Origin of the sequence: Chitinivorax tropicus, from assembly GCF_014202905.1 — a bacterium.
Taxonomy (GTDB): Bacteria; Pseudomonadota; Gammaproteobacteria; order Burkholderiales; family SCOH01; genus Chitinivorax; species Chitinivorax tropicus.
Genome location: NZ_JACHHY010000008.1, coordinates 144846 through 165884, shown reverse-complemented (window position 1 = coordinate 165884; position 21039 = coordinate 144846). Strand labels below are relative to the sequence as shown.

General features: G+C 57.7%; 21 protein-coding genes. 9 read left to right on the top strand and 12 right to left on the bottom strand.

The window, feature by feature from the left end; translation table 11 throughout:
* Positions 1-83 precede the first annotated feature (83 nt).
* The 5 genes from adk to HNQ59_RS08245 all read left to right on the top strand — a co-directional run bounded on the left by adk (position 84) and on the right by HNQ59_RS08245 (position 4652).
* Positions 84-740 carry an adenylate kinase gene (gene adk / locus HNQ59_RS08265; protein ID WP_184037640.1) on the top strand — a complete coding sequence of 219 codons (657 nt, stop codon included), beginning with the start codon at positions 84-86 and terminating at the stop codon, positions 738-740.
* A gap of 123 nt (positions 741-863) precedes the next feature.
* Positions 864-1421, top strand: coding sequence for an isochorismatase family protein (locus tag HNQ59_RS08260; RefSeq protein WP_184037638.1), 558 nt, complete (start codon positions 864-866; stop codon positions 1419-1421).
* Between the two features lie 161 nt (positions 1422-1582).
* Positions 1583-2302 carry an HAD family hydrolase gene (locus tag HNQ59_RS08255; RefSeq protein WP_184037635.1) on the top strand — a complete coding sequence of 240 codons (720 nt, stop codon included), beginning with the start codon at positions 1583-1585 and terminating at the stop codon, positions 2300-2302.
* 92 nt (positions 2303-2394) lie between these two features.
* Positions 2395-3675 (top strand): 6-phosphofructokinase, encoded by a 1281-nt coding sequence (locus HNQ59_RS08250; RefSeq protein WP_184037632.1) that lies wholly within the window; start codon positions 2395-2397, stop codon positions 3673-3675.
* Positions 3672-4652 carry a serine/threonine protein kinase gene (locus HNQ59_RS08245; RefSeq protein ID WP_184037629.1) on the top strand — a complete coding sequence of 327 codons (981 nt, stop codon included), beginning with the start codon at positions 3672-3674 and terminating at the stop codon, positions 4650-4652. The genes HNQ59_RS08250 and HNQ59_RS08245 overlap by 4 nt, the downstream gene beginning before the upstream one ends.
* 27 nt (positions 4653-4679) lie before the next feature.
* On the opposite strand, the gene HNQ59_RS08240 is transcribed toward HNQ59_RS08245, so the two are convergent.
* Positions 4680-5168, bottom strand: a complete 489-nt coding sequence (locus HNQ59_RS08240; protein ID WP_184037626.1) for a winged helix-turn-helix transcriptional regulator — start codon at positions 5166-5168, stop codon at positions 4680-4682.
* 251 nt (positions 5169-5419) lie between these two features.
* Between HNQ59_RS08240 and HNQ59_RS08235 the strand changes: the two genes are divergently transcribed.
* The 3 genes from HNQ59_RS08235 (at position 5420) to HNQ59_RS08225 (ending at position 9866) form a co-directional block, all read left to right on the top strand.
* Complete coding sequence (locus tag HNQ59_RS08235) at positions 5420-6733, top strand: D-amino acid dehydrogenase (RefSeq protein WP_184037623.1); 1314 nt, start codon at positions 5420-5422, stop codon at positions 6731-6733.
* Positions 6730-7812: an alanine racemase gene (alr, locus tag HNQ59_RS08230; RefSeq protein WP_184037620.1), complete on the top strand. Its 1083-nt coding sequence runs from the start codon at positions 6730-6732 to the stop codon at positions 7810-7812. Before HNQ59_RS08235 ends, alr begins: the two co-directional genes overlap by 4 nt.
* A gap of 476 nt (positions 7813-8288) precedes the next feature.
* Positions 8289-9866, top strand: a complete 1578-nt coding sequence (locus HNQ59_RS08225; protein WP_184037617.1) for a hypothetical protein — start codon at positions 8289-8291, stop codon at positions 9864-9866.
* Between the two features lie 64 nt (positions 9867-9930).
* Here the strand turns inward: HNQ59_RS08225 and HNQ59_RS08220 are convergent, their stop codons facing one another.
* Complete coding sequence (locus HNQ59_RS08220; protein ID WP_184037615.1) at positions 9931-10737, bottom strand: alpha/beta fold hydrolase; 807 nt, start codon at positions 10735-10737, stop codon at positions 9931-9933.
* A gap of 175 nt (positions 10738-10912) precedes the next feature.
* On the opposite strand from HNQ59_RS08220, the gene clpB reads away from it, so the two are divergent.
* A complete protein-coding gene (gene clpB / locus HNQ59_RS08215) occupies positions 10913-13498 on the top strand; it encodes an ATP-dependent chaperone ClpB (protein ID WP_184037613.1) in 2586 nt (861 codons plus the stop codon).
* 55 nt (positions 13499-13553) lie between these two features.
* Here clpB and HNQ59_RS08210 read toward each other — a convergent pair whose 3' ends face one another.
* The 10 genes from HNQ59_RS08210 to rsfS form a co-directional block, all read right to left on the bottom strand.
* Positions 13554-14336 carry a substrate-binding periplasmic protein gene (locus HNQ59_RS08210; RefSeq protein ID WP_184037610.1) on the bottom strand — a complete coding sequence of 261 codons (783 nt, stop codon included), beginning with the start codon at positions 14334-14336 and terminating at the stop codon, positions 13554-13556.
* 174 nt (positions 14337-14510) lie between these two features.
* On the bottom strand, positions 14511-15881 hold the full coding sequence (locus tag HNQ59_RS08205; protein ID WP_184037607.1) for an ATP-binding protein: 1371 nt from the start codon (positions 15879-15881) through the stop codon (positions 14511-14513).
* Positions 15878-16552, bottom strand: coding sequence for a response regulator transcription factor (locus HNQ59_RS08200; RefSeq protein WP_184037604.1), 675 nt, complete (start codon positions 16550-16552; stop codon positions 15878-15880). The genes HNQ59_RS08205 and HNQ59_RS08200 overlap by 4 nt, the downstream gene beginning before the upstream one ends.
* Positions 16552-16794 (bottom strand): PepSY domain-containing protein, encoded by a 243-nt coding sequence (locus HNQ59_RS08195; RefSeq protein ID WP_184037602.1) that lies wholly within the window; start codon positions 16792-16794, stop codon positions 16552-16554. Before HNQ59_RS08195 ends, HNQ59_RS08200 begins: the two co-directional genes overlap by 1 nt.
* Positions 16795-16888: 94 nt before the next feature.
* Complete coding sequence (locus HNQ59_RS08190) at positions 16889-17425, bottom strand: glycine zipper 2TM domain-containing protein (protein WP_184037599.1); 537 nt, start codon at positions 17423-17425, stop codon at positions 16889-16891.
* Positions 17426-17638: 213 nt separating this feature from the next.
* Positions 17639-18013: a diacylglycerol kinase gene (locus HNQ59_RS08185; RefSeq protein ID WP_184037596.1), complete on the bottom strand. Its 375-nt coding sequence runs from the start codon at positions 18011-18013 to the stop codon at positions 17639-17641.
* A 57-nt stretch (positions 18014-18070) separates the two neighbouring features.
* Positions 18071-19525, bottom strand: a complete 1455-nt coding sequence (gene rng / locus HNQ59_RS08180; RefSeq protein ID WP_184037594.1) for a ribonuclease G — start codon at positions 19523-19525, stop codon at positions 18071-18073.
* 57 nt (positions 19526-19582) lie between these two features.
* Positions 19583-20176 (bottom strand): Maf family protein, encoded by a 594-nt coding sequence (locus HNQ59_RS08175; RefSeq protein WP_184037592.1) that lies wholly within the window; start codon positions 20174-20176, stop codon positions 19583-19585.
* Positions 20173-20643 carry a 23S rRNA (pseudouridine(1915)-N(3))-methyltransferase RlmH gene (gene rlmH / locus HNQ59_RS08170; protein ID WP_184037589.1) on the bottom strand — a complete coding sequence of 157 codons (471 nt, stop codon included), beginning with the start codon at positions 20641-20643 and terminating at the stop codon, positions 20173-20175. Before rlmH ends, HNQ59_RS08175 begins: the two co-directional genes overlap by 4 nt.
* A gap of 24 nt (positions 20644-20667) precedes the next feature.
* Positions 20668-21036: a ribosome silencing factor gene (rsfS, locus tag HNQ59_RS08165; protein WP_184037586.1), complete on the bottom strand. Its 369-nt coding sequence runs from the start codon at positions 21034-21036 to the stop codon at positions 20668-20670.
* Positions 21037-21039 lie beyond the last annotated feature (3 nt).

The window sequence follows — 21039 nt, the reverse complement described above, 5'->3', positions numbered from 1 at the left end:
GGTGGCGATGGCGGCAAGCAGAACCCGATGGATTCTGAAGAGAGAGGGCGGATCACCGTCCGGCATAAAATTAAGGGAAGCACATGAAACTCATTCTTTTGGGCGCTCCGGGAGCAGGCAAAGGCACGCAGGCCAAGTTCATCTGCGAAAAATTCGGCATTCCACAAATCTCCACTGGTGACATGCTGCGCGCGGCGGTCAAAGCGGGCACGCCCCTCGGGCTGGAAGCCAAACAGATCATGGATGCAGGTGGTCTGGTGCGTGACGACATCATCATCGGGCTGGTCAAGGAGCGGATTGCGCAAGCCGATTGCGCCAATGGCTTTCTGTTCGACGGTTTCCCCCGCACCATTCCCCAGGCAGATGCAATGCGTGAGGCAGGTGTGGCGTTGGATTACGTGGTCGAGATCGATGTACCCGACAGCGCTATCATCGAGCGTGTGAGTGGCCGCCGCGTGCACATGCCCTCAGGCCGTACCTATCATGTCAAATTCAATCCTCCTAAAACAGAAGGTCTGGATGATGTGACTGGCGAGCCCTTGGTACAACGCGATGATGATCAGGAAGAAACGGTCAAGAAACGTCTGGCTGTCTATCACGAGCAGACGGAGGTGCTGGTTGGCTATTACTCGCAGATTGCGGCAAGTGGCGCAGCCGATGCGCCAAAATATGTGAAGGTGGCCGGGGTTGGACAGGTCGAGTCCATCCGGGATGCCGTCTTCAACGCACTGGGTGCTTGACAGCAACCTGCCGAAAACGCCCTGCCAGTCAGGGCGTTTTCATTTGTATCGCGGTATGCGCCCCGCTTTCAGCCCGTTCCACCGGCATCGGGCCCATTCAATGCAACGACAGGAGCTTTACATATGAATCCGCTTCGTACCCGTAAACAATCTGTACTCCTTGTAGTCGATGTTCAGGTTGGGGTCATGGCTGTGTGTTGGGATGCGGCCCGTATCATCGGCAATGTGGTTCGAGCTGTCGAGCGTGCGCGCGAAAATGGGGTGCCGGTGATCTGGGTGCAGCATGACAGTGAAGAGCTCCCACTCGGCTCGCCCCAGTGGCAGCTGGTGGCAGAGTTACAGCCTTTGTCCGAGGAGACACGTATCAACAAACGCTTCCCCTCCTCGTTCGAAGAAACTGATCTGGCAGCACACCTTGCAGCACTGGGTGCAGACCACATCATCCTGGCAGGCGCACAGACCAATTGGTGCATTCGTGCAACGGCCTATGCAGCGCTGGATAAAGGTTACAACCTCACCATCGTCCAAGATGCGCACACTACCTCCGCTATCGACATGGGCCAGGGGCAGATGATCGAAGCCGCCAGCATGGTGAATGATCTCAATATCACCATGAAATGGCTGACCTACCCTGATCGCACCACCACCACGGCTACCGCCGAGGAGCTGGCATTCGTCTGACTGACTGGATGCGACCGAGAAGCCGGCGACAGCCTGAAGATACCACTGGATGGCATGCCATTTTCCATCCAGACTTGCCATCTTCAGTGTCGCCTTTTGATGTTTGCCCTACTCAAGCCCCACGCCCAAAGATTCATTCTCTTCATCAGAAAGCGCGTTTGATGCCAATTGCAGTTGCCTTGTTTGATCTGGATGACACCCTGTTCGACCACCACCACGCCACCAACGTTGCGCTCAAAACAGTGTTTCAGGAATATATTGCCCCCTCCGATATTCCATTTGATGACTTTGCCTCTGTGCATCTGGAGCTGATGGACCGCCTGCATCATCAGCACATGGTGCTGGGCAGACTCAGCCTGGGCCAAGTGCGCGAGATCCGATTCGAGCAGCTGCTGGCCCACTTCGGGCTGGACCTGCCACACACCCCCGCGCAATTGGCTGCGCGCCAGCGATCCGTCTTCCTGGAAAACCGTCGGCTCATCGATGGCGCACGTAGTCTGCTGGAAGCACTCAGGGCACAGGGCATTCAGATTGGCATCGTCACCAACAATATGCTCAACGAGCAGATCGACAAGCTGGCCCATTTACAGATCGCCAATCTGATCGATCAATTGATCACTGTCGATATGGTGGGCGCAGGCAAACCCGAGCCAGATATCTTTCACTACGCCCTGCACCGCCATCACTGCAAACCTGAGCAGGCAGTGATGGTGGGTGACAGCTGGCCGAATGATGTGATCGGCGCGCACCGGGCCGGTATCCGCCCCGTGTGGCTGAATCGCCACCATCAGGCCCGGCCAGATGCCACGCCATGCGTGGAAATCCATCAACTGACCCCGACCGATGAGGCGCTGGATGCGATCCTGAACGGCCCCGTTTGATCCAGGCTGAATCATCTGCATCCTTCCCTTCCCAAGCCCCTTGCCAACTGGCATGCTGTGATGGTCAGCAGCCAAACGAGCGAGCCCAGCCTATGAAGAACGCCTTGTATGCCCAAGCCGGCGGCCCCAGTGCCGTGATCAACGCCTCCGCTGCCGGAGTCATCCGCGCCTGTCGGCGTAGCGGCCAGATCGACACTGTATTCGGCGCACATTTTGGGGTATTGGGCGCACTGAATGAGAACCTGATCGACACCAGCCCGTTTGACGATGCCACACTTGAGCTGCTGAAAGCCACACCTGCCGCCGCTTTTGGGGCATGTCGGCATGTATTGCATGATCTGGCAGACGACCCGCGCGAATACCAACGGCTGATCGATGTGTTTGCCGCACATGACATTGCTTATTTCTTCTATAACGGCGGAGGCGGCTCGGCGCATGCCTGTCAGGCCATTGCCCAAGCCTCTCGTCGGCTGGGCTACCCCATTGTGGCGGTGCATGTGCCCAAGACCATCGACAACGATCTGCTCCACACCGATTGCTCACCTGGGTTTGGCTCGGCAGCCAAGTACGTCGCCACCTCGATACGAGAGGCCAGTATCGACCTGGCCTCCATGTCCCATACCTCCAGCAAGGTGTTCATCCTAGAAACCATGGGCCGTTATGCGGGCTGGCTGGTGGGGGCATGCGGCCTCGCGACCGAACACCCCAATGATGGGCCGCATCTGTTGCTGTTCCCCGAGATTCCATTCGATGAAACACAGTTCCTGCACCAAGTGAAAGAAACCGTCGAACGTGTCGGCTATTGCGCCATTGCGGTGGCGGAGGGGTTGCGCGATCAAACCGGCAACACCCTGCACGCAACCGGCCAGAAAGATGCTGCAGGCGACCGGCAACTGGGTGGCGTCGCCCCGCTATTGGCCCATATGGTGACCCAGCAGCTGGGTTACAAATGCCATTGGGCGGTGGCGGATTATCTACAACGCGCTGCACGCCATCTTGCCTCCGCGACCGATGTTGCTCAAGCCTATGCAGTGGGCGAAGCAGCCGTTGCCATGGCCCTGGATGGCCGTCACGGGTTGATGCCAGCCATTCGCCGCCTGAGTGATGTGCCATATCGGTGGGACATTGTCGGCGTGCCGCTGGACGACATCATCCAAGGGGATCGCTTTGTCCCCCGTGAATTCATCTCTGCCTCGGGCCTGCATCTCAGCGAAGCAGGCCGACGTTATCTTGCGCCACTCATAGCGGGCGAAGACGCCCCCCTGTTCAAACATGGCTTGCCCCAATATTTCAGGCTGCCCCATGACCGTGTACCCAAGAAACTACCGCCTTTCCAGTCACCATTGACATCGCGGGTACAATGTCAGGTATGAATACCGCACCCCCCTATGCCGAGCTGACCCCTGATGTCATGCTCGATGCCATCGACGCCACCGGCCATCGCTGCGATGGGCGGCTGTTGGCCTTGAACAGCTATGAAAACCGCGTCTACCAAGTGGGCCAGGAAGACGGCCCGCCGCTGATCGCGAAGTTCTACCGACCCGCACGCTGGTCTGACGAGGCCATTCTGGAAGAGCATGCTTTTTCCAGCGCATTGGCCGAGGCGGAAATCCCCGTCATCGCGCCGCTGACCGTGGCAGGCATTTCGCTGTTTCAGCACGCAGGTTTCCGCTTTGCAGTGTTTCCAAGACGGTCAGGGCGCACGCCTGAGCTGGATGACGACACCACGTTGGAATGGATTGGCCGTTTCATGGGGCGCATCCACGCCCTGGGTGCATGTGCAAGTTTTCAGCACCGCCCGACACTGAACATCGAGCAATTCGCCATCTTGCCCAGCCGGTTTCTGCTGGAGCACGATTTCATCCCTGTCGAGCTGCGCCCTGCCTATCAGGCACTGGCCGAGCAATTGATCGAGAAGCTGCAGGCAAGATGGACATTGGCGGGCGACTACCAGCCCATCCGCCTGCACGGCGATTGTCACCCTGGCAATTTGTTGTGGACAGATGCCGGGCCACACTTTGTGGATTTCGACGATGCCCGCATGGGGCCAGCCATTCAAGACCTGTGGATGCTGCTGTCGGGCGACCGACATAGCCAGCAGCGCCAGCTGGGCGTGATCGTGGATGAATACAGCGCATTCCATGAACTGGACGAGCGCGAGCTGTGGTTGATCGAGCCGCTACGCACCTTACGCATCATGCACTACGCCAGCTGGCTGGCTCAGCGCTGGGACGACCCGGCTTTCCCCAACGCCTTCCCGTGGTTCAACAGCCAGCGCTATTGGGAGGAACACATCCTGACCTTGCGTGAGCAGCTGGCTACGCTCGACGACCCACCGCTCGTCATCTGACACAACAAGACAAGCACAGGGGGGCGCTCAGTCCTTGATCGACAACTCCAGCCCCTCCTTCACTTCCTCCATCACCACATAGCTGCGGGACTCGGTCGCGCCTGGCAGGCGCAGCAGGATGTCCCCCAGCAGCTTACGATAGAGCGACATATCAGCGATGCGGGCTTTGATCAGATAGTCAAAGTCCCCTGACACCAGATGACACTCCATGATCTCGGGCAGCTTCAGCACCTCGCGCCGGAAAGCCTCAAAGATCTCGTCCGATTTACTCGACAAGCGCAGCTCCACGAATACCAGCAATGACGCACCCATGGCTGCTGGATTGAGCCGGGCGTAGTAGCCCATGATCACGCCATCTCGCTCCAACCGCTTGACCCGCTCGCTACACGGCGTGGTGGACAACCCAACTCGTTCCGCCAAGTCCGTCACCGCGATACGCCCCTCTTTTTGCAAGATGCGCAGAATTTTACGGTCGATACGATCCAACGCTTTCGGATTGACAGATGTTGTTTTCATTTTTTCCGGTAAAAACACGACAAGACAGGAATAAATCCATATTTTAAGTTAAATAATGGTGAATATTGCTACCCATTCATCAATATACTACGCAACATAACTGAGCACCTGAAAAACTGTCATGATCAACGATATCAGGCTGTTTTGAAGCGACAGACGTGGCATTGTCCAGAGGCCGGGCATTCGTGCCCGGCCTCTGTTTGTCTCTTGGCAAGCGCCGAATCTGAATAGACTTGTGGATGGAGTAAACGATGAAGGTATTGATTCTGGGTGGTGGCGTGATCGGGGTCACCAGTGCATATTATCTGGCCCGTGCTGGTTGTGATGTCACCCTGATAGACCGCCAGCCTGGCCCTGCACTGGAAACCAGCTTCGCCAATGCCGGCCAGATCTCACCCGGCTACGCCGCTCCCTGGGCCGCGCCTGGCATCCCCGCCAAAGCCGTGAAATGGCTGTTCCAAAAGCATGCCCCACTGGCGATTCGCCCTGACGGCACCTTGCATCAGCTGAAGTGGATCGCACAGATGTTCGCCAACTGCAACGAGGCCCGTTACCACGTCAACAAAGGCCGCATGATGCGCCTGGCGGAGTACAGCCGCGATGTCACACGCACATTGCGGGCCGAAACCGGCATCGAATACGAAGGCCGCAGCCAGGGTACTTTGCAGATCTTCCGCACCCAGGAACAGGTGGATGGCGCGGCCAAAGACATCGCCGTCCTGAAGGAATGCGGTGTTCCCTTCGAGGTGCTGGACCGCGATGGATGCGCATCTGCCGAGCCCGCCCTGAAAGCGGTGCGTGAGAAGATTGCCGGCGGCCTGCGCCTGCCCAATGATGAAACCGGTGACTGCCAACTGTTTACCGTGCAGCTGGCGGCCATGGCCGAGCAATTGGGGGTGAAGTTCCGCTGGAACACCTCGATCGATGAACTACTGAGCGATGGCCGTAAGATCACCGGCATCCGCATTGGCCACGACACCATCACCGCCGATCACTATGTGGCCGCCATGGGCAGCTACACCCCGCTCTTGATGCGTCAACTGGGCATGGATCTGCCGGTCTACCCCGTCAAAGGCTACTCCTTGACCATTCCAGTCGTCGATGGCGATAAAACTCCAGTCTCGACCATTCTGGACGAAACCTACAAGATCGCCTTGACTCGCTTCGACAACCGCATCCGGGTGGGTGGCATGGCCGAGCTGTCTGGTTACGATCTGAGCCTGAATCCGAAACGCCGGGCCACGTTGGAAATGGTGGTGAATGATCTGTTCCCTGGCGGGGGCGATATCGCCGCAGCCACCTTCTGGACAGGCCTGCGCCCCATGACGCCCGATGGCACACCCATGATCGGCGCAACACCCTATGCCAATCTGTCGCTCAATACCGGCCATGGCACATTGGGTTGGACGATGGCCTGCGGCTCAGGCCGATTGCTTGCCGACCTGATCACTGGTAAAACCCCAGAGATCAGCCCGGATGGCCTTGCCATGGATCGCTATCAACATCCCCCCCAATCCAGACCACAAACCCTGCAGCCCGCCACGGCTTACGAGGGCAAGGCATGAGGCCAGCACGCGTCATCATTGATCTGGCTGCCTTGCGCCATAACTATCAAGTCGCCAAGCGACTGCATGGTGGCAAGGTCTTTGCCGTCATCAAAGCCGATGCCTACGGGCACGGCGCCGTTGCGTGCGCCAAGGCCCTGCAGGGCGAGGCAGATGCCTTTGGCGTAGCCTGTATCGAGGAAGCGCTGGAATTGCGCGCAGCGGGCATCCAGCTCCCTATCCTGTTGTTGGAAGGCTTGTTTGAAGCCAGCGAGCTGGCACTGGTGTGTGAACACCGGCTGTGGTTTGCGGTAGCGACCCCAGAGCAGGTGGCCATGCTGGAGCACCATACAGTGGCGGCCCCTGTCCATGTCTGGTTGAAGATCGACAGCGGCATGCACCGGCTGGGCATCGCCCCTGCCGAAGCCAAGTCCATGGCCGAACGGCTGCAAGCAACCGGCAAGCTGGCCAGCCTGAACTGGATGAGCCACTTTTCTCGCGCCGATGAGCCAGAAGAAAGCACCACCCAGCAACAGACCGAATGCTTTGACCAAGCCACACGTGGCGAATCAGGCGAAAGCAGCCTGAGCAATTCGGCGGGCATCCTGGCCCACCCCCGCGCCCATCGCAGCTGGGGCCGGGCAGGCATCATGCTGTATGGCTCATCGCCCTTCGCAGAGCGCTCTGCCGTCGAGCTGGGGTTACGACCGGTCATGCGCTTTGAGAGCCAGATCATCAGCACACGTCAGCTGGAAAGCGGTGAGGCGATTGGCTACGGCGGCAGTTTCGTGACCGACAAACCGATGCGGGTCGGGGTTGTGGCCTGTGGCTATGCAGATGGCTACCCCCGTCTTGCAGGCACGGGTACGCCGATTGCCGTCAATGGCCGTTTGACACGCTTGGTGGGCCGCGTGTCGATGGACATGTTGACCATCGATCTGACCGATTTACCAGATGCGCAGGTTGGCACGCCGGTTGAGCTATGGGGTGAGCAGGTGCCGGTGGATGCCATTGCCAAACGCGCCGGAACCATCTCCTATGAGCTGCTGTGCCATGTCAAACGGGCTGCGTTTTCGTGGCAAGACGACACGAAGGACTGACATCCCGGCGCTGCTGAATATGGCTTTAATGGCCCGTCAGCAGCGCCCACTCCATTCCCACAAGCCGTATTGGGCCCATGAAAATGGGCCTTTTTTTATGTGACCACCCAACGCTTGAGTAGACCATTTCAACCGACAGCACGCCGCTGCCCGCCCCATCCACACCAAGCCTCCACTGACATGATGTCATGTCAGGTGTGCTCAGTCGGCAATATTTCGCCTGAATGACATGCAGTGAAATCTGAATGCAGCATGAAAACCCATACCACAGGGGTATTGCCTGTTTCTATCGATTGAAAATATGATCACAGGCGAATGCATATGACCAGCCCTACCACGCCCTCGCATGCCAATGTGGTAGCGGGTTATAGCATCTAGGTCAGTGCCTTTTTCATATGCTGATGATCGACGTAGGTGGAGCAAATATTTGAATTCCCCCATTGATCATTCAGCGCCCCACCATAAACAGGGATGTCATGTATCAATTGACGATTGTCGGGCTTCAATCCGGTGCATCTTTATCTACCGCCAAACAACGACTTGTTGACCTGTTCGAGCTGCCACCTGCCGACATCGAGCAATATTTGGCGTACCCCAGCTGGAAAATTGCCGAACAGATCAGCCTGGAGCAGGCCCAGCACTACCAGGCAGCCATGTTCGAGGTCGGCCTGATCAGCCAGATCCTGCCGCTAACCACCCCATCCGTCAGCGCAGATTCGCTCTGCCCGGAGGGCAACGCCACCCCAGCTGCCGCAGAAATGGCGCAGGCTGCGACCACGCCTCCCTTCGATTCCATTTCCAGCTCATCCATGCCCACTCCGCCAACCCGGCAACATACCCAGGCCAGCGTGCTTGATTCATCGACACAGCAAGACAACTGGGTTGCCTTCCAGCCAGATGGTATCCAACTCTTTGGGATCGATGCGGCAGCAGCCGAGCAGGCGGCCCGTCAATATATGGTGACAGGTGAATACACCGTGGATGATCTGGTGACACAGGCAGTCATCAGCTCCGTCGATCTGATCTACGTTCCTTTATATTTGCTGTCAGGTGAATATGAAGCTCGCTGGTCTGCATCGTTTGGCTATACCCGCTCGGAGGAATATACAGAGTGGAAAAAAGACCCGCATAGCAACGGCCAGAAAGCAGTTACCCGACAACGTGAGATCACGGACTGGCACCCTGCATCCGGCACGCACCGGGGACACTTTCGCAAATACTGTTACGCCGGCACGATGCTGACCGGTGAGATGATGGATCTCGTCACCACCTCGGACGCAGACATGACCTCCTATTCCGGCCCACTTGCCAGCCAGTATCAGGTGGAGCCTTGCAGGTTGACTCCCGCCCAGGTTGCTATAGACCCGAGCAAATTCGACCTCGATACGGATATCTCCAACTCAATCCGGCAATATGCCCAGGGTGACAAACAGCGCGATTGGCGGTGGACCACGAGCCTGCTGGACAACCCAGATGTATACAAATACCTGGCACCCGTGGCCCGAGTGACATTTACCTACCAGAACAAAGCCTACCGAGTGTGGATCGACGGTCATCGTGGTCAAAAGCATGTGGGCGACCCATTACCAGAGGATTCAACCCGCAAGTCTCAGGACTTTCGTGCGATGCTGCCTTTCCTCATTGCCCTGCTGGGGTGGTTCGGCACGCTCTATTTCTGGGGCTGGGCGGATAGCGCCACTTGGCAGATCCTGTTGGGCGTGTTGGGTGGCACCCTGCTGGCGGGCCTCCTCCGCATCCTCTCCTGTGAGAATCACTCCATCGCCACACGCCAAGCGCGACTGGAAACCTTGCAGGCAGGGGCATCGCCCGATCAAACCATGACCAAGCTCCCGAAAAAGTCCTGGTTTGTGCGCAGTGCTGACCACGACTTCTGGCTGTTGCCGATCATTTGTGTCATGGCGTTGTTCTTGCTGATTCCAACCAAGCCTCTCCCACCATCAGCAAGCACAGATACCCCCTCAGCACCAGCACCGGGAATGCAAGGTGAAGGCAGCGAACCAGCGGGTGCTAACGTGCCAGCGGCATCCCGATAAGCCCGCTTGCAGTCAGACAGACCGTGCGCAGCAGGACACCTGCGCACGGGGCAAGGGGCAAGGGTCAACCCAGCGCCAACACCAGCTCATGGATCATGTTGGCCGTCTGGGCCGGGTACTCCAGGGGGAACAGGTGCCCGCCCTGGATTTGCCTGCACTCCATACCATGGTGGCGACGCATGTTGGCGATGTCGCTACGATCCACCACATTGGAGTGCGCCCCGCCGATGAAAGCAGCCGGAACGCGCAGGCGACCTCGGGTTTCCGGATATCGGTGTGGTAGGCTGCAATAAATCTGGTACTCGATCCGAGGGTCGAACCTCAGCCTGACCCCCTGCCCCACCTCGATGGTGCCATGCTCAACATAGTCCGCGAGGCATTGTGGATCGACCTTGGCGAACAGTGGCTTACCCTGGAAATAACGGACGGCGTCTGCTTTTGACGGCCATTGTGCGCGCCGATGCTTGCAGACACCCGCCGGGGTGATGTGCTCCATCATGCCCAACCGCTTGGAAAGACCAACTGCAGCGGATTTCAGGCGCCCCATGATGGGTGAATCCAGCAGGATGATGACCCTGAACAGATCAGGACGCTGAATGGCCGTCAGGTAGGTCAGAAAGCCCCCCAGCGAGTGCCCGACGCCAATCACCGGATATGCCGAATGGCGCTCGATATCGTGGATCAATTCCGTGACCAGGTGTGGCCAGCCCTCCGTTACTGGATATCGGGGATCATGGCCGATGGTGTCGATATGATCGATGTCGAATCGATCTGCCAACGCAGCGAACAGCTGACGATAACTGCCAGCCGGAAAGCCATTTGCATGCGAGAACTGGATACGATCCTTTGCTGGTACGGTTTGTGGAATCATGTCTCATCATTTTCCGTTCATCGCCATCAGCATAGCGTTTTGCCCACCGGCTTGCACGGGATACGACAGCAAGATGAATTGACATTTGTCAAACCCGACGCCTTGAAAGCAGCCACACCCACCCCATCTTTGCCAGCATGAAATCATGCGACGATGGTCGCCATAGGAGAGCTTCATGCGTTTCGACAAACTCACCACCAAATTCCAGCAGGCGTTGTCCGATGCCCAAAGCATGGCGCTGGCCAACGACAACAGCTACATCGAGGCCCCACACCTGCTGCTGTCCATGCTCAACGACAGCGAGGGAGGCATCGGCTCGTTGTTGTCCCGCGCCGGTGTCAACCTGCCACCGCTGAAAACCGCGCTGGATGCGGCCATCAAGCGCCTGCCACAAGTACAAGGTACAGGTGGCGAGATCAGCGTCTCCCGCGAGCTGGGCAACCTGCTCAATCTGACCGACAAGCATGCCATGAAACGAGGCGACCAATTCATCGCCAGTGAATTGTTCCTGCTGGCCTTGTTGGATGAGAAAACCGACACCAGCCGCCTGCTGAAAGAGCATGGCGGCAACAAACAGGCGCTGGAGGCAGCCATCGACGCGGTGCGCGGCGGGCAGAACGTAGGCAGCCAAGATGCGGAAGGCCAGCGCGAGGCGTTGAAAAAGTATTGCCTGGACCTGACCGAGCGAGCCCGCCAAGGCAAGCTCGATCCAGTCATTGGTCGAGATGATGAAATCCGCCGGGCGATCCAGGTGTTGCAACGCCGCACCAAGAACAACCCCGTGCTGATCGGTGAGCCTGGCGTGGGCAAGACTGCCATTGTCGAGGGTCTGGCGCAACGGATCGTCAACGGCGAGGTGCCGGAGTCCTTGAAGCACAAACGCGTGTTGGTGCTGGATCTGGCTGCTTTGCTGGCTGGCGCGAAATACCGGGGCGAATTCGAAGAGCGCCTGAAAGCGGTGTTGACCGATCTGGCCAAGGACGAAGGCAATACCATCGTGTTCATCGACGAGATTCACACCATGGTCGGCGCGGGCAAGGCAGAGGGCGCCATGGATGCCGGCAACATGCTGAAGCCTGCTCTGGCACGCGGTGAGCTGCACTGTGTGGGTGCCACCACCCTGGATGAATACCGCAAATACATCGAGAAAGACGCAGCGCTGGAACGGCGTTTCCAGAAAGTGTTGGTGGATGAGCCCTCGGTGGAGGACACCATTGCCATCCTGCGCGGCCTGCAGGAGAAATATGAGATCCACCACGGAGTGGAGATCACCGACCCCGCCATCGTCGCTGCTGCTGAGTTGAGCCATCGCTACATCACCGATCGCTTTCTGCCTGACAAGGCGATCGACCTGATCGATGAGGCGGCAGCACGCATCAAGATGGAGATCGATTCCAAGCCAGAGGTGATGGACAAACTCGATCGTCGCCTGATCCAGCTGAAAATCGAACGCGAGGCGGTGAAAAAGGAAAAAGATGAAGCCTCACAGAAACGCTTGTCGCTTCTGGAGGAGGAAATCACCCGCCTGGAAAAAGAGTATGCAGATCTGGAAGAGGTCTGGAAGGCTGAAAAATCGCAGGTGCTGGGCAGCCAGGCCATCCGAGAACAGATCGACAAGCTGAAAAGCACCATGGAGGACGCCAAGCGCAAAGGTGATTGGCAGAAGATGTCGGAAATCCAATACGGCGATCTGCCCAAGCTGGAAGCACAACTGAAACAGGCCGAGGCCAGTGAAGGCGCCGCGCAGAGCAAACCCAGACTGTTACGCACCCAGGTGGGTGCCGAAGAGATCGCGGAAGTGGTCAGCCGCGCCACCGGCATTCCTGTCAGCAAGATGATGCAAGGTGAACGCGAGAAACTGCTGCAGATGGAAGCCGTGCTGCACCAGCGCGTGGTGGGGCAGGATGAAGCCGTCCGGTTGGTGTCGGACGCAATCCGCCGCTCGCGTTCCGGTCTGTCCGACCCGAACAAACCATATGGCTCGTTCCTGTTCCTGGGGCCGACCGGTGTCGGTAAGACAGAACTATGCAAGACCCTGGCCAGTTTTCTGTTCGATTCGGAGGAGCATCTGATCCGTATCGACATGAGCGAATTCATGGAAAAGCATTCCGTATCACGGCTGATCGGCGCCCCTCCCGGCTATGTCGGATATGACGAGGGGGGCTATCTGACCGAAGCGGTGCGCCGCAAGCCCTATAGCGTCATTCTGCTGGATGAGGTGGAGAAAGCCCACCCGGATGTGTTCAACGTGCTGCTGCAGGTCTTGGATGATGGCCGGCTGACAGATGGGCAGGGCCGCACCGTCGATTTCAAGAACACGGTGATCGTGATGACCTCCAACCTGGGCAGCCAGCACATCCAGGCCATGGCGGGGGATGATTATCAGGTCATCAAGCTGGCGGTGATGGCTGAAGTAAAGACCTATTTCCGCCCTGAATTCATCAACCGTATTGATGAAGTCGTGGTCTTCCATGCACTGGGCAATGCCCATATCCGCTCGATCGCCAAAATCCAGCTGGCCAGCCTGACCAAGCGCCTGAATGCGATGGAGATGCATCTGGTGGTCACGGATGCAGCCTTGGATCTGATCGGGGAAGCTGGATTTGACCCGGTTTATGGCGCACGGCCACTGAAACGGGCCATCCAAGCTGAAATTGAGAACCGCTTGGCGAAGGAGATCCTGTCAGGGCGATTCATGGCCAAAGACACCATTGTCGTGGATGTACAACAAGGCCATGTGGTGTTCGACAAGCAAATGTAATACCCCGGCAATCAACCATGGGCGCGGGTCGGCAGCTCGCGCCTATCTGGCCTGATCAAGGGCTGGTCAGCGCCTGTTGCACCTCGGGGGTCATCTCCATCTGATAAAGGGCAAACAGCTCGCGGTATTTGTTGCTCTGGCGCAAAGCCCGCAACCCACGGTCGATGCGATCCCGCCACGCAGAGAGATCACGCACCCGTGTATAGGCAATGCGGCTGGCGACCACTTCCAACGCGGGTTGCAGCCGCACGAGCCGCGCTGCCTTGTCTGGCGGCAGTTGTTGCAGACTGTAATCGGCTGAATAATGTCGGATCGGCAGCAGATCGACCCGCTCAGCCAGCAGGTTGGCCCAGCCTTGCTCGATGGTGCTGACTTCGAACAACACCAGTTGGTCACGTATCGCTTCGAATTGCTCACCGAACATGAAGTTGCGGACCATGGCAGCCCGCTTGCCAGCGATGATCGACCAATCAGCGACAGGTGAGGTGATCAAGCCCTTTCTGGCGTAGAAATAGACCACACTGGGCACGATCATTTCTTTGCTGAAGTCCATCCAATTGGCGCGCTCGGGTGTGTGGCCGATCGTGAAAATGCAGTCGCGGCTGCCACGCTTGATCATTTCCAATGCACGGCTCCAGGACACGATCTCCATCTTCAGATTGTCACCTTGATCCCCCAATGCCAAGCGAACCATATCCACAGCAAAGCCAGTGACGTCGCCATTGGCGTCTTTGTAAACCAATGGCGGCAGGCTCTGACCGACACAATTCAACACTTCGGCTTGCAGGGGCATGGCCAACGACAGCGTTGCAATCCATATCCGAGGGCTGACAACCATCTCATCCTCCTTGGTCACCATCTGACAAAACCCAGGTGCCAATAAGAATTGTAGGCGAGTAATTGCATCCTATTTAGGGAATGTAACGGTGGATTGCTGAATGCACCGCTGTCTGAAGGCGATCAGGCGGCGGGAACCGCCCCGGCTGAGGCGGGCAAGCCCAAGATGGATCAATCAGTGGCCAGCGGCACTATTCAATATGACAGTGAAGCATGCGCCGCCCAGAGACTGGCTGCGGCTGACATCAAGCGCGCCACCATATGCAGTGACGATATCCTTGACCAGCGCCAGCCCCAGACCATGACCAGGGGCACGCTCGTCTGCCCGCCCGCCACGCGCGAAGATTGCATCGGCATCCGCGACACCCGGGCCATCGTCTTCAATTTGAATGGTCAGGCGCTTGGGAGTGGTACTCATCGACAGGCTGACCCGTCCCTGAGAGAACTTGCAGGCATTGTCCAATAGATTGCCCACCAGCTCATACAGATCACCCTGATCGATACGGGCCTGCAGGCTGGCCGCCACTTCGACCTGAATCTGCACCCCTTTGTCGGCATAGACTTTGTTCAGTGAGCTCACGATCTTGTCAACATCCGGTCGCAATGCAATCGGTGGCTGCAGTGTAGAGGAGCCCGCAGTCGAGGCGCGCTGCAACTGGTATTGAACGATCTGATCCATACGGCCCAGCTGTTCAGTCACAGTCTTGTCCATGGCGGGGTCGTTGTCGGCCACAGCATTGCGCAGCACCGCCAATGGGGTCTTCAGGCTATGCGCCAGGTCCCCAAGAGCATCGCGGTAACGCTGCTGTTGGGCACGCTCACGGCCCAACATGTCGTTCAGATTACGTGTCAACCCGATCAACTCATCGGGATAGTCTTCTGCCAAATGGTCGCGCTGGCCACTTTCCACTTCGCGCAGCTCACGCACCACCCGACGCAAAGGCTGCAGGCCCCAGCGCAGCACAAAAAACTGCGTCACGATCAACAACAGCGCCATGCCACCCAGCCAGCCCCACAGTGCATGCCGATATTGTTGAATCTGATTGAGGAATGCCTGTTCATCTTCCGAGACACTGAAGGTCAGCACGATGTGCTTGCGGCCAACCTGCCATTTCACACCGAAACCCAGCACGAAATAAGGCCGACCAAGGCGATCACGCATTTCGGAGAAGCGCTGTTCACCCGGCGTCAACACCCGCTCAAACGGCACATCCAGCCCGATGGTCGAGTTGGACTGCCATTCCGAGTGGGCATTCAGATCTGCGATATTGGCATAGAGCCCAGAGCCGGGCAGGCCAAAGCGGGGTTCATTCAGGGCGGAAGGCATGACCACCTGCCCAGAGGGGTTCAACTCAGCCGCCGCCATCAACACATACAGCTGCCCAAGCAATCGCTCCCGCCTCGCCTCCAGCGCGCTTTCTCTGAACGCCCGATCCAATGCTGCGGCAGTCAATGCGACAAACACCAGCAGCACCAGCGCAGCCGATACCGCCACGCGGGCGCGAATCGACATCAGCACGCGCATCAGGGGGGTGCGGCGGGTCATGTCAATGCAAAGCGATAACCACGGCCTCGCAATGTTTCGATCGGCAACAACTTGCCTTCGGGGTCGAGTTTCTTACGCAGGCGACCGATGATGACTTCGATCACATTGCTGTCCCGCTCCTCGTCATGCGGGTACAGATAGTCGCCCAGCTCGTCCTTGGCCACCACTTTGTCGCGGTGTTTGACCAGGTATTCGAGCATGCGGTATTCAAAGGTCGTCAGCTCAAGCTCTGCGCCATCCCGCCACACCTTTTGTGCCGACCAGTCCAGCGCCAGGGGGCCGAATTCGATACGGGAGGACTGCACGGTACCAGCAGAGCGCCGCAACAGTGCACGCACACGCGCCAGTAATTCGGGGAAGTCGAATGGCTTGGTCAGGTAATCATCTGCCCCGGCGTCCAATCCTTCGACTTTCTCCTGCCAGCGATTACGTGCGGTCAGCACCAGAATCGGCAAGGTTTTGCCTGCGGCGCGAACCCGCTTGATCAGCTCGATGCCAGAGAGCTTGGGTAGACCCAGGTCGATGATCGCCGCATCAAACGGAAACTCACCGGCAAGATACAGGCCGTCTTCCCCATCAGCTGCCGATTCGACAACAAAACCTTCCTGGCTGAGCTGCTTGGTCAGGAATTCACGCAATAGCGGCTCATCTTCAACAATCAACACTTTCATTACTGTACTGCTCCCGAATCGGCATCCACCAACACAATACGAACCTCGCCTTTGGGGGTCAGGATTTTCACGCGATAGACTTCGCGCCCGCCCTGCTCGGCCTTATCGACCGAAAGGACACGGCCACCCGTCGTGCGCTGCGCCGATGCTGCGGCCTCATCCCGGCTGACCTTGGCGGACCAAGCTGTGGTTGGCCCTGACAACATGGCCAATACAGCAAACACATACAGCGAACGGCGCATGGTGGTTTTCCTTGTATTGTTCCTCACTGCCCAGCATTCTAGCTCGCACGAGGGCTGGTGAAAATGTTACGAGTCGGGTTTCGACAACCCAGGCTTACTCCGCCGGGTCAACCGACACCCGAACACGCATCCGGTTGCCCGGATCATTCGGCATGATGGTGGTGTAGCGTTGGCCTGCATATTCGTATGTGACACGGTAACCAGTGATCCGCGACTCATAGTTGTCGATAGTGCGGCAACGGCGCACTTCACGTGGTTCGTCACGATAGTTCTGTTCGACGATGCGATCACCGTTATTGTCCATGCGGTCACCGATCAGTGCGCCGATCACCGCACCGGCGGCGGTGGCAGCCTCTCGGCCATGCCCCTTGCCAACCTGGTTACCCAGCACGCCCCCGGCGATGCCACCGATCACTGCGCCGCCATAGCTGCGATCCTCACGGACGCTGGTGGCACGACGGCCACCACCGTCATAGAGGTACTCGGTTGAACAATCCTGGCGGGGCCGGTTGACACGCTCGTATTCGGGCACAGCGCTTCTGACCCGGGCATAATCGGTGAAGGGCTCGGCAAAGCTTGGTGCAGCAACCAAACCAGCCATCAGCAATGCGGTCAACTTGAGCGTGTTCATGTGGGTTCTCCGGATCGACGAAACCTGTCGTTATGATGGAGGCCATGCTACGCCGTGACCACTGAACCTTGACTGAATGTTTCAACTGGTGTCATTTGCCCGCAACGGCCAACTCGCCGGACAAACATTCCATTGATTTTCAATGACATGAATCAACAGGCCATCCGGAGGATATCCGGTGCCATAGCGGGCCAGGAAGGCCGGTCTGGGGGATCACATCGCGGGGATCAGGATCAACCCCCAGGTCAGTGCAATGATGGCCAAACCCACCATCTGTGCGGCACTTCCCATGTCTTTTGCTTGCTTGGACAGCTCGTGACGCTCCAGTGAGATCCGATCGATTGCCGCCTCCACCGCAGAGTTGAACAGCTCAATCACCAATGAGAACAACACAACAGCCACCAGCAGTGCTTTTTCAAAGCGGGTGACATCCAACCACAATGCCAGGGGCACCAGCACCATGGCCATCCAGGTCAACTGTCGAAAAGCCGCCTCACCCACATAGGCGGCTTTCAGCCCATCCAGCGAATATGAAGCTGCGTTGATGATGCGTCGAATACCTGTCTTGCCTTTGAATGGACTGGTCATGCCTTTCATCCGTCAAACCTGCCTGAGCCTACACAGCCTGAGCCTAACAAGGATTTGTTACACCAGCACCACATCAAATTGTTCTTGGAAGTAAGCTGTCTCGACCTGCAGGCTGATTGGCTTGCCGATAAAATCCGCCAGTTGTGCCAAGCTTTGCGATTCTTCATCCAAGAACATGTCAATGACGCTTTGCGCCGCCAGGATACGGTACTCCTTGGCATTGTATTGGCGAGCCTCGCGTAGAATCTCACGTAGAATTTCGTAGCACACGGTTTGCGCCGTCTTGATCTCACCTCGGCCCTGGCAGGTTGGGCAAGACTGACACAATTGATGCGCCAGGCTTTCACGGGTTCGCTTGCGGGTGATCTCGACCAGGCCCAGGCTGGTGAAACCATTCACGGTCACTTTGGTACGGTCCTTGGCCAGGGCTTTCTCCAGCTCGGCCAGCACTGCTTGACGATGCTCGTCTGACTCCATGTCGATGAAGTCGATGATGATGATACCGCCCAGATTGCGTAGCCGGAGCTGCCGTGCAATCACCTGAGTGGCTTCCAGATTGGTCTTGAAGATGGTTTCGTCAAAACTGCGGTTTCCGACAAAGCCGCCGGTATTGACATCGATGGTGGTCAAGGCTTCTGTCTGATCAATGATCAAATAGCCACCGAATTTCAAATTGACCCGCCGTGACAAGGCGCGCTCGATTTCAGCCTCGACCCCGTGCAGCTCAAACAAGGGGCGATCACCGGTGTAATGCTGCACCCGCTCAGTCGCATTCTGCACATATGCAGCGGCGAATTCGGTCATCTTCTGAAAGGTTTCGCGGGAGTCCACGATCACGCGGTCAGTTTCCTGATCGACGAAATCGCGCAAGACGCGGATCGGTAAGGCCAAGTCCTGATACAACAGCGTTTGCGCTGGCATGCTGCGCGATTTCTGCCGGATGTCCTCCCAGATGCGGGATAGATAATCGATATCAGCCTTCAGCTCGACATCACTCGCTGTCTCCGCGCTGGTGCGGATGATATAGCCGTGGCTGGACGCCGGCGGCAGCAGCGCTTCCAGGCGTTCGCGCAGATGCTCGCGCTCCTCCTCATCCACGATACGTTGCGAGATGCCGATATGGTTTTCCTGCGGCAAATGCACCAGGAACCGGCCTGCAATGCTGATCTGTGTGGAGAGGCGGGCGCCCTTGGTGCCGATCGGGTCTTTGATGACCTGCACCAGCACTGTCTGCCCTTCATGCATCAAGTGCTCGATCCGCTGCGGCTCGCCCGGTGCCTGGCGTTGTTCGATCACGTCGGCAATGTGCAGAAATGCCGCTCGTTCCAGGCCGATCTCGATGAAAGCGGATTGCATGCCCGGCAAGACACGCCGCACCTGACCAAGGTAGATATTGCCGACCAGCCCGCGTTGGGCGGATCGCTCCAGGTGGATTTCCTGCACCACGCCTTCGGACATGGTGGCCACGCGCGTCTCTTGCGGCGTGACGTTGATTAGAATGTGTTCTTTCATGTCGCAAAAAACGGCGGGTGTGGCCCGCCGTTCAGATGTGGATACCAGTCCAGACGGTTATAGCACGGGGTGACCGAAATCGGCTAGTAATGCCGCTGTCTCGCATAATGGCAAGCCGACGATACCGGTGAAGCTGCCACGGATTTCCTCGACAAAAATACCCGCGAGCCCTTGGATACCATAGGCACCAGCTTTATCCATCGGTTCCCGGCTGTGCACATAATTGCTGATCTCCGCTTCGCTGAGCTTGCGAAAGCGGACATGACTGACAGAGGTTTTCAGTTCGAGCCGCTCGGCATCACGCATTGCCACGGATGTGACCACCTGATGCTCAGTGCCTGACAGTTGGCGCAGAATGGCTGCCGCATCGGCTTCATCGACTGGCTTGCCGATGATCCGGTCACCCAAAACCACCGTTGTATCCGCCGCCAGCAATGGGCGCAGCGGCAAGCCAAACTGCAGCACATGCGCCCAACCGCTTTCGGCCTTTTCGCGCGCCAGCCGTTCGGTATAGGCAATAGGTGCCTCGCCCGGTAGCGGGTCTTCATTGATGTCGGCGCGGATCACTTCCAGCGGGATGCCCAGGTTAGTCAACAGCTCTTTACGGCGCGGGCTGGCCGAGGCCAGGTAGATACGTCGGTCTTGGATCATTCTCGGTGATAGGGGTGGTTGTTGATAATCGACCAGGCACGATACAGCTGCTCAGCCAGCAAGACGCGAACCATGCCATGGGGCAAGGTCATCGCAGACAGTTGCAGCAGCTTGCCTGCCTGCTGTTTGATGGAGGGCTCCAACCCATCTGCGCCACCGATCACAAAGGCAACATCCCGTCCCTCGGTCAGCCACTTTTTCATGTGATCGGCAAGTTTGACGGTGGTCCAATTCTCACCACGCTCATCCAGCGCCACCAACAGCGCGCCAGCTGGCAAGGCGGCTTCGATGCGGGCCTTTTCCGCAGTCATCACCTGTTGTGCGGTTTTGCCGCCCACGCGCTTTTCCGGCTTGAGTTCCTTCAGCTCGATCTGGCATTCACGCGGCATCCGCTTGGCGTATTCGTTGAAAGCCGTTTCAATCCAGTCCGGTTGCTTGTGCCCCACCGCCAGAATATGCAATCTCACCGTGCAGTCCTTTACAGACAGGGCTTATTCAGCATGTTGCCAAACAGCTGTCTTGGGCACGTAGACGGGCTTCTGGCCGCCCCAGAGCGCTTCGAGATTGTAATAATCACGCACGGCGGGCTGCATGACATGTACCACGATACTGCCCAGATCAACCAGCACCCACTCGCCGGATTGCTCGCCTTCCACGCTCAATACTTCGCCGCCCGCTTCTTTGATCTCTTCACGGACATTGTTGGCCAGGGCCTTCACTTGGCGATTGGAATCGCCACTGGCCACCACCAGCCATTCGAACATGGATGTCAGCTTGCTTACATCCAAAACAACGATGTCTTTTGCTTTGACATCTTCCAGGGCCGCGATGGCAATTTTTTTCAAATCTTCAGTGTTCATGCA

Coding starts and splice junctions, on each gene's coding strand:
- adk (WP_184037640.1), top strand. CDS start 84: ATGAAACTCATTCTTTTGGGCGCTCCGGGAGCAGGCAAAGGCACGCAG.
- HNQ59_RS08260 (WP_184037638.1), top strand. CDS start 864: ATGAATCCGCTTCGTACCCGTAAACAATCTGTACTCCTTGTAGTCGAT.
- HNQ59_RS08255 (WP_184037635.1), top strand. CDS start 1,583: ATGCCAATTGCAGTTGCCTTGTTTGATCTGGATGACACCCTGTTCGAC.
- HNQ59_RS08250 (WP_184037632.1), top strand. CDS start 2,395: ATGAAGAACGCCTTGTATGCCCAAGCCGGCGGCCCCAGTGCCGTGATC.
- HNQ59_RS08245 (WP_184037629.1), top strand. CDS start 3,672: ATGAATACCGCACCCCCCTATGCCGAGCTGACCCCTGATGTCATGCTC.
- HNQ59_RS08240 (WP_184037626.1), bottom strand. CDS start 5,168: ATGAAAACAACATCTGTCAATCCGAAAGCGTTGGATCGTATCGACCGT.
- HNQ59_RS08235 (WP_184037623.1), top strand. CDS start 5,420: ATGAAGGTATTGATTCTGGGTGGTGGCGTGATCGGGGTCACCAGTGCA.
- alr (WP_184037620.1), top strand. CDS start 6,730: ATGAGGCCAGCACGCGTCATCATTGATCTGGCTGCCTTGCGCCATAAC.
- HNQ59_RS08225 (WP_184037617.1), top strand. CDS start 8,289: ATGTATCAATTGACGATTGTCGGGCTTCAATCCGGTGCATCTTTATCT.
- HNQ59_RS08220 (WP_184037615.1), bottom strand. CDS start 10,737: ATGATTCCACAAACCGTACCAGCAAAGGATCGTATCCAGTTCTCGCAT.
- clpB (WP_184037613.1), top strand. CDS start 10,913: ATGCGTTTCGACAAACTCACCACCAAATTCCAGCAGGCGTTGTCCGAT.
- HNQ59_RS08210 (WP_184037610.1), bottom strand. CDS start 14,336: ATGGTTGTCAGCCCTCGGATATGGATTGCAACGCTGTCGTTGGCCATG.
- HNQ59_RS08205 (WP_184037607.1), bottom strand. CDS start 15,881: ATGACCCGCCGCACCCCCCTGATGCGCGTGCTGATGTCGATTCGCGCC.
- HNQ59_RS08200 (WP_184037604.1), bottom strand. CDS start 16,552: ATGAAAGTGTTGATTGTTGAAGATGAGCCGCTATTGCGTGAATTCCTG.
- HNQ59_RS08195 (WP_184037602.1), bottom strand. CDS start 16,794: ATGCGCCGTTCGCTGTATGTGTTTGCTGTATTGGCCATGTTGTCAGGG.
- HNQ59_RS08190 (WP_184037599.1), bottom strand. CDS start 17,425: ATGAACACGCTCAAGTTGACCGCATTGCTGATGGCTGGTTTGGTTGCT.
- HNQ59_RS08185 (WP_184037596.1), bottom strand. CDS start 18,013: ATGACCAGTCCATTCAAAGGCAAGACAGGTATTCGACGCATCATCAAC.
- rng (WP_184037594.1), bottom strand. CDS start 19,525: ATGAAAGAACACATTCTAATCAACGTCACGCCGCAAGAGACGCGCGTG.
- HNQ59_RS08175 (WP_184037592.1), bottom strand. CDS start 20,176: ATGATCCAAGACCGACGTATCTACCTGGCCTCGGCCAGCCCGCGCCGT.
- rsfS (WP_184037586.1), bottom strand. CDS start 21,036: ATGAACACTGAAGATTTGAAAAAAATTGCCATCGCGGCCCTGGAAGAT.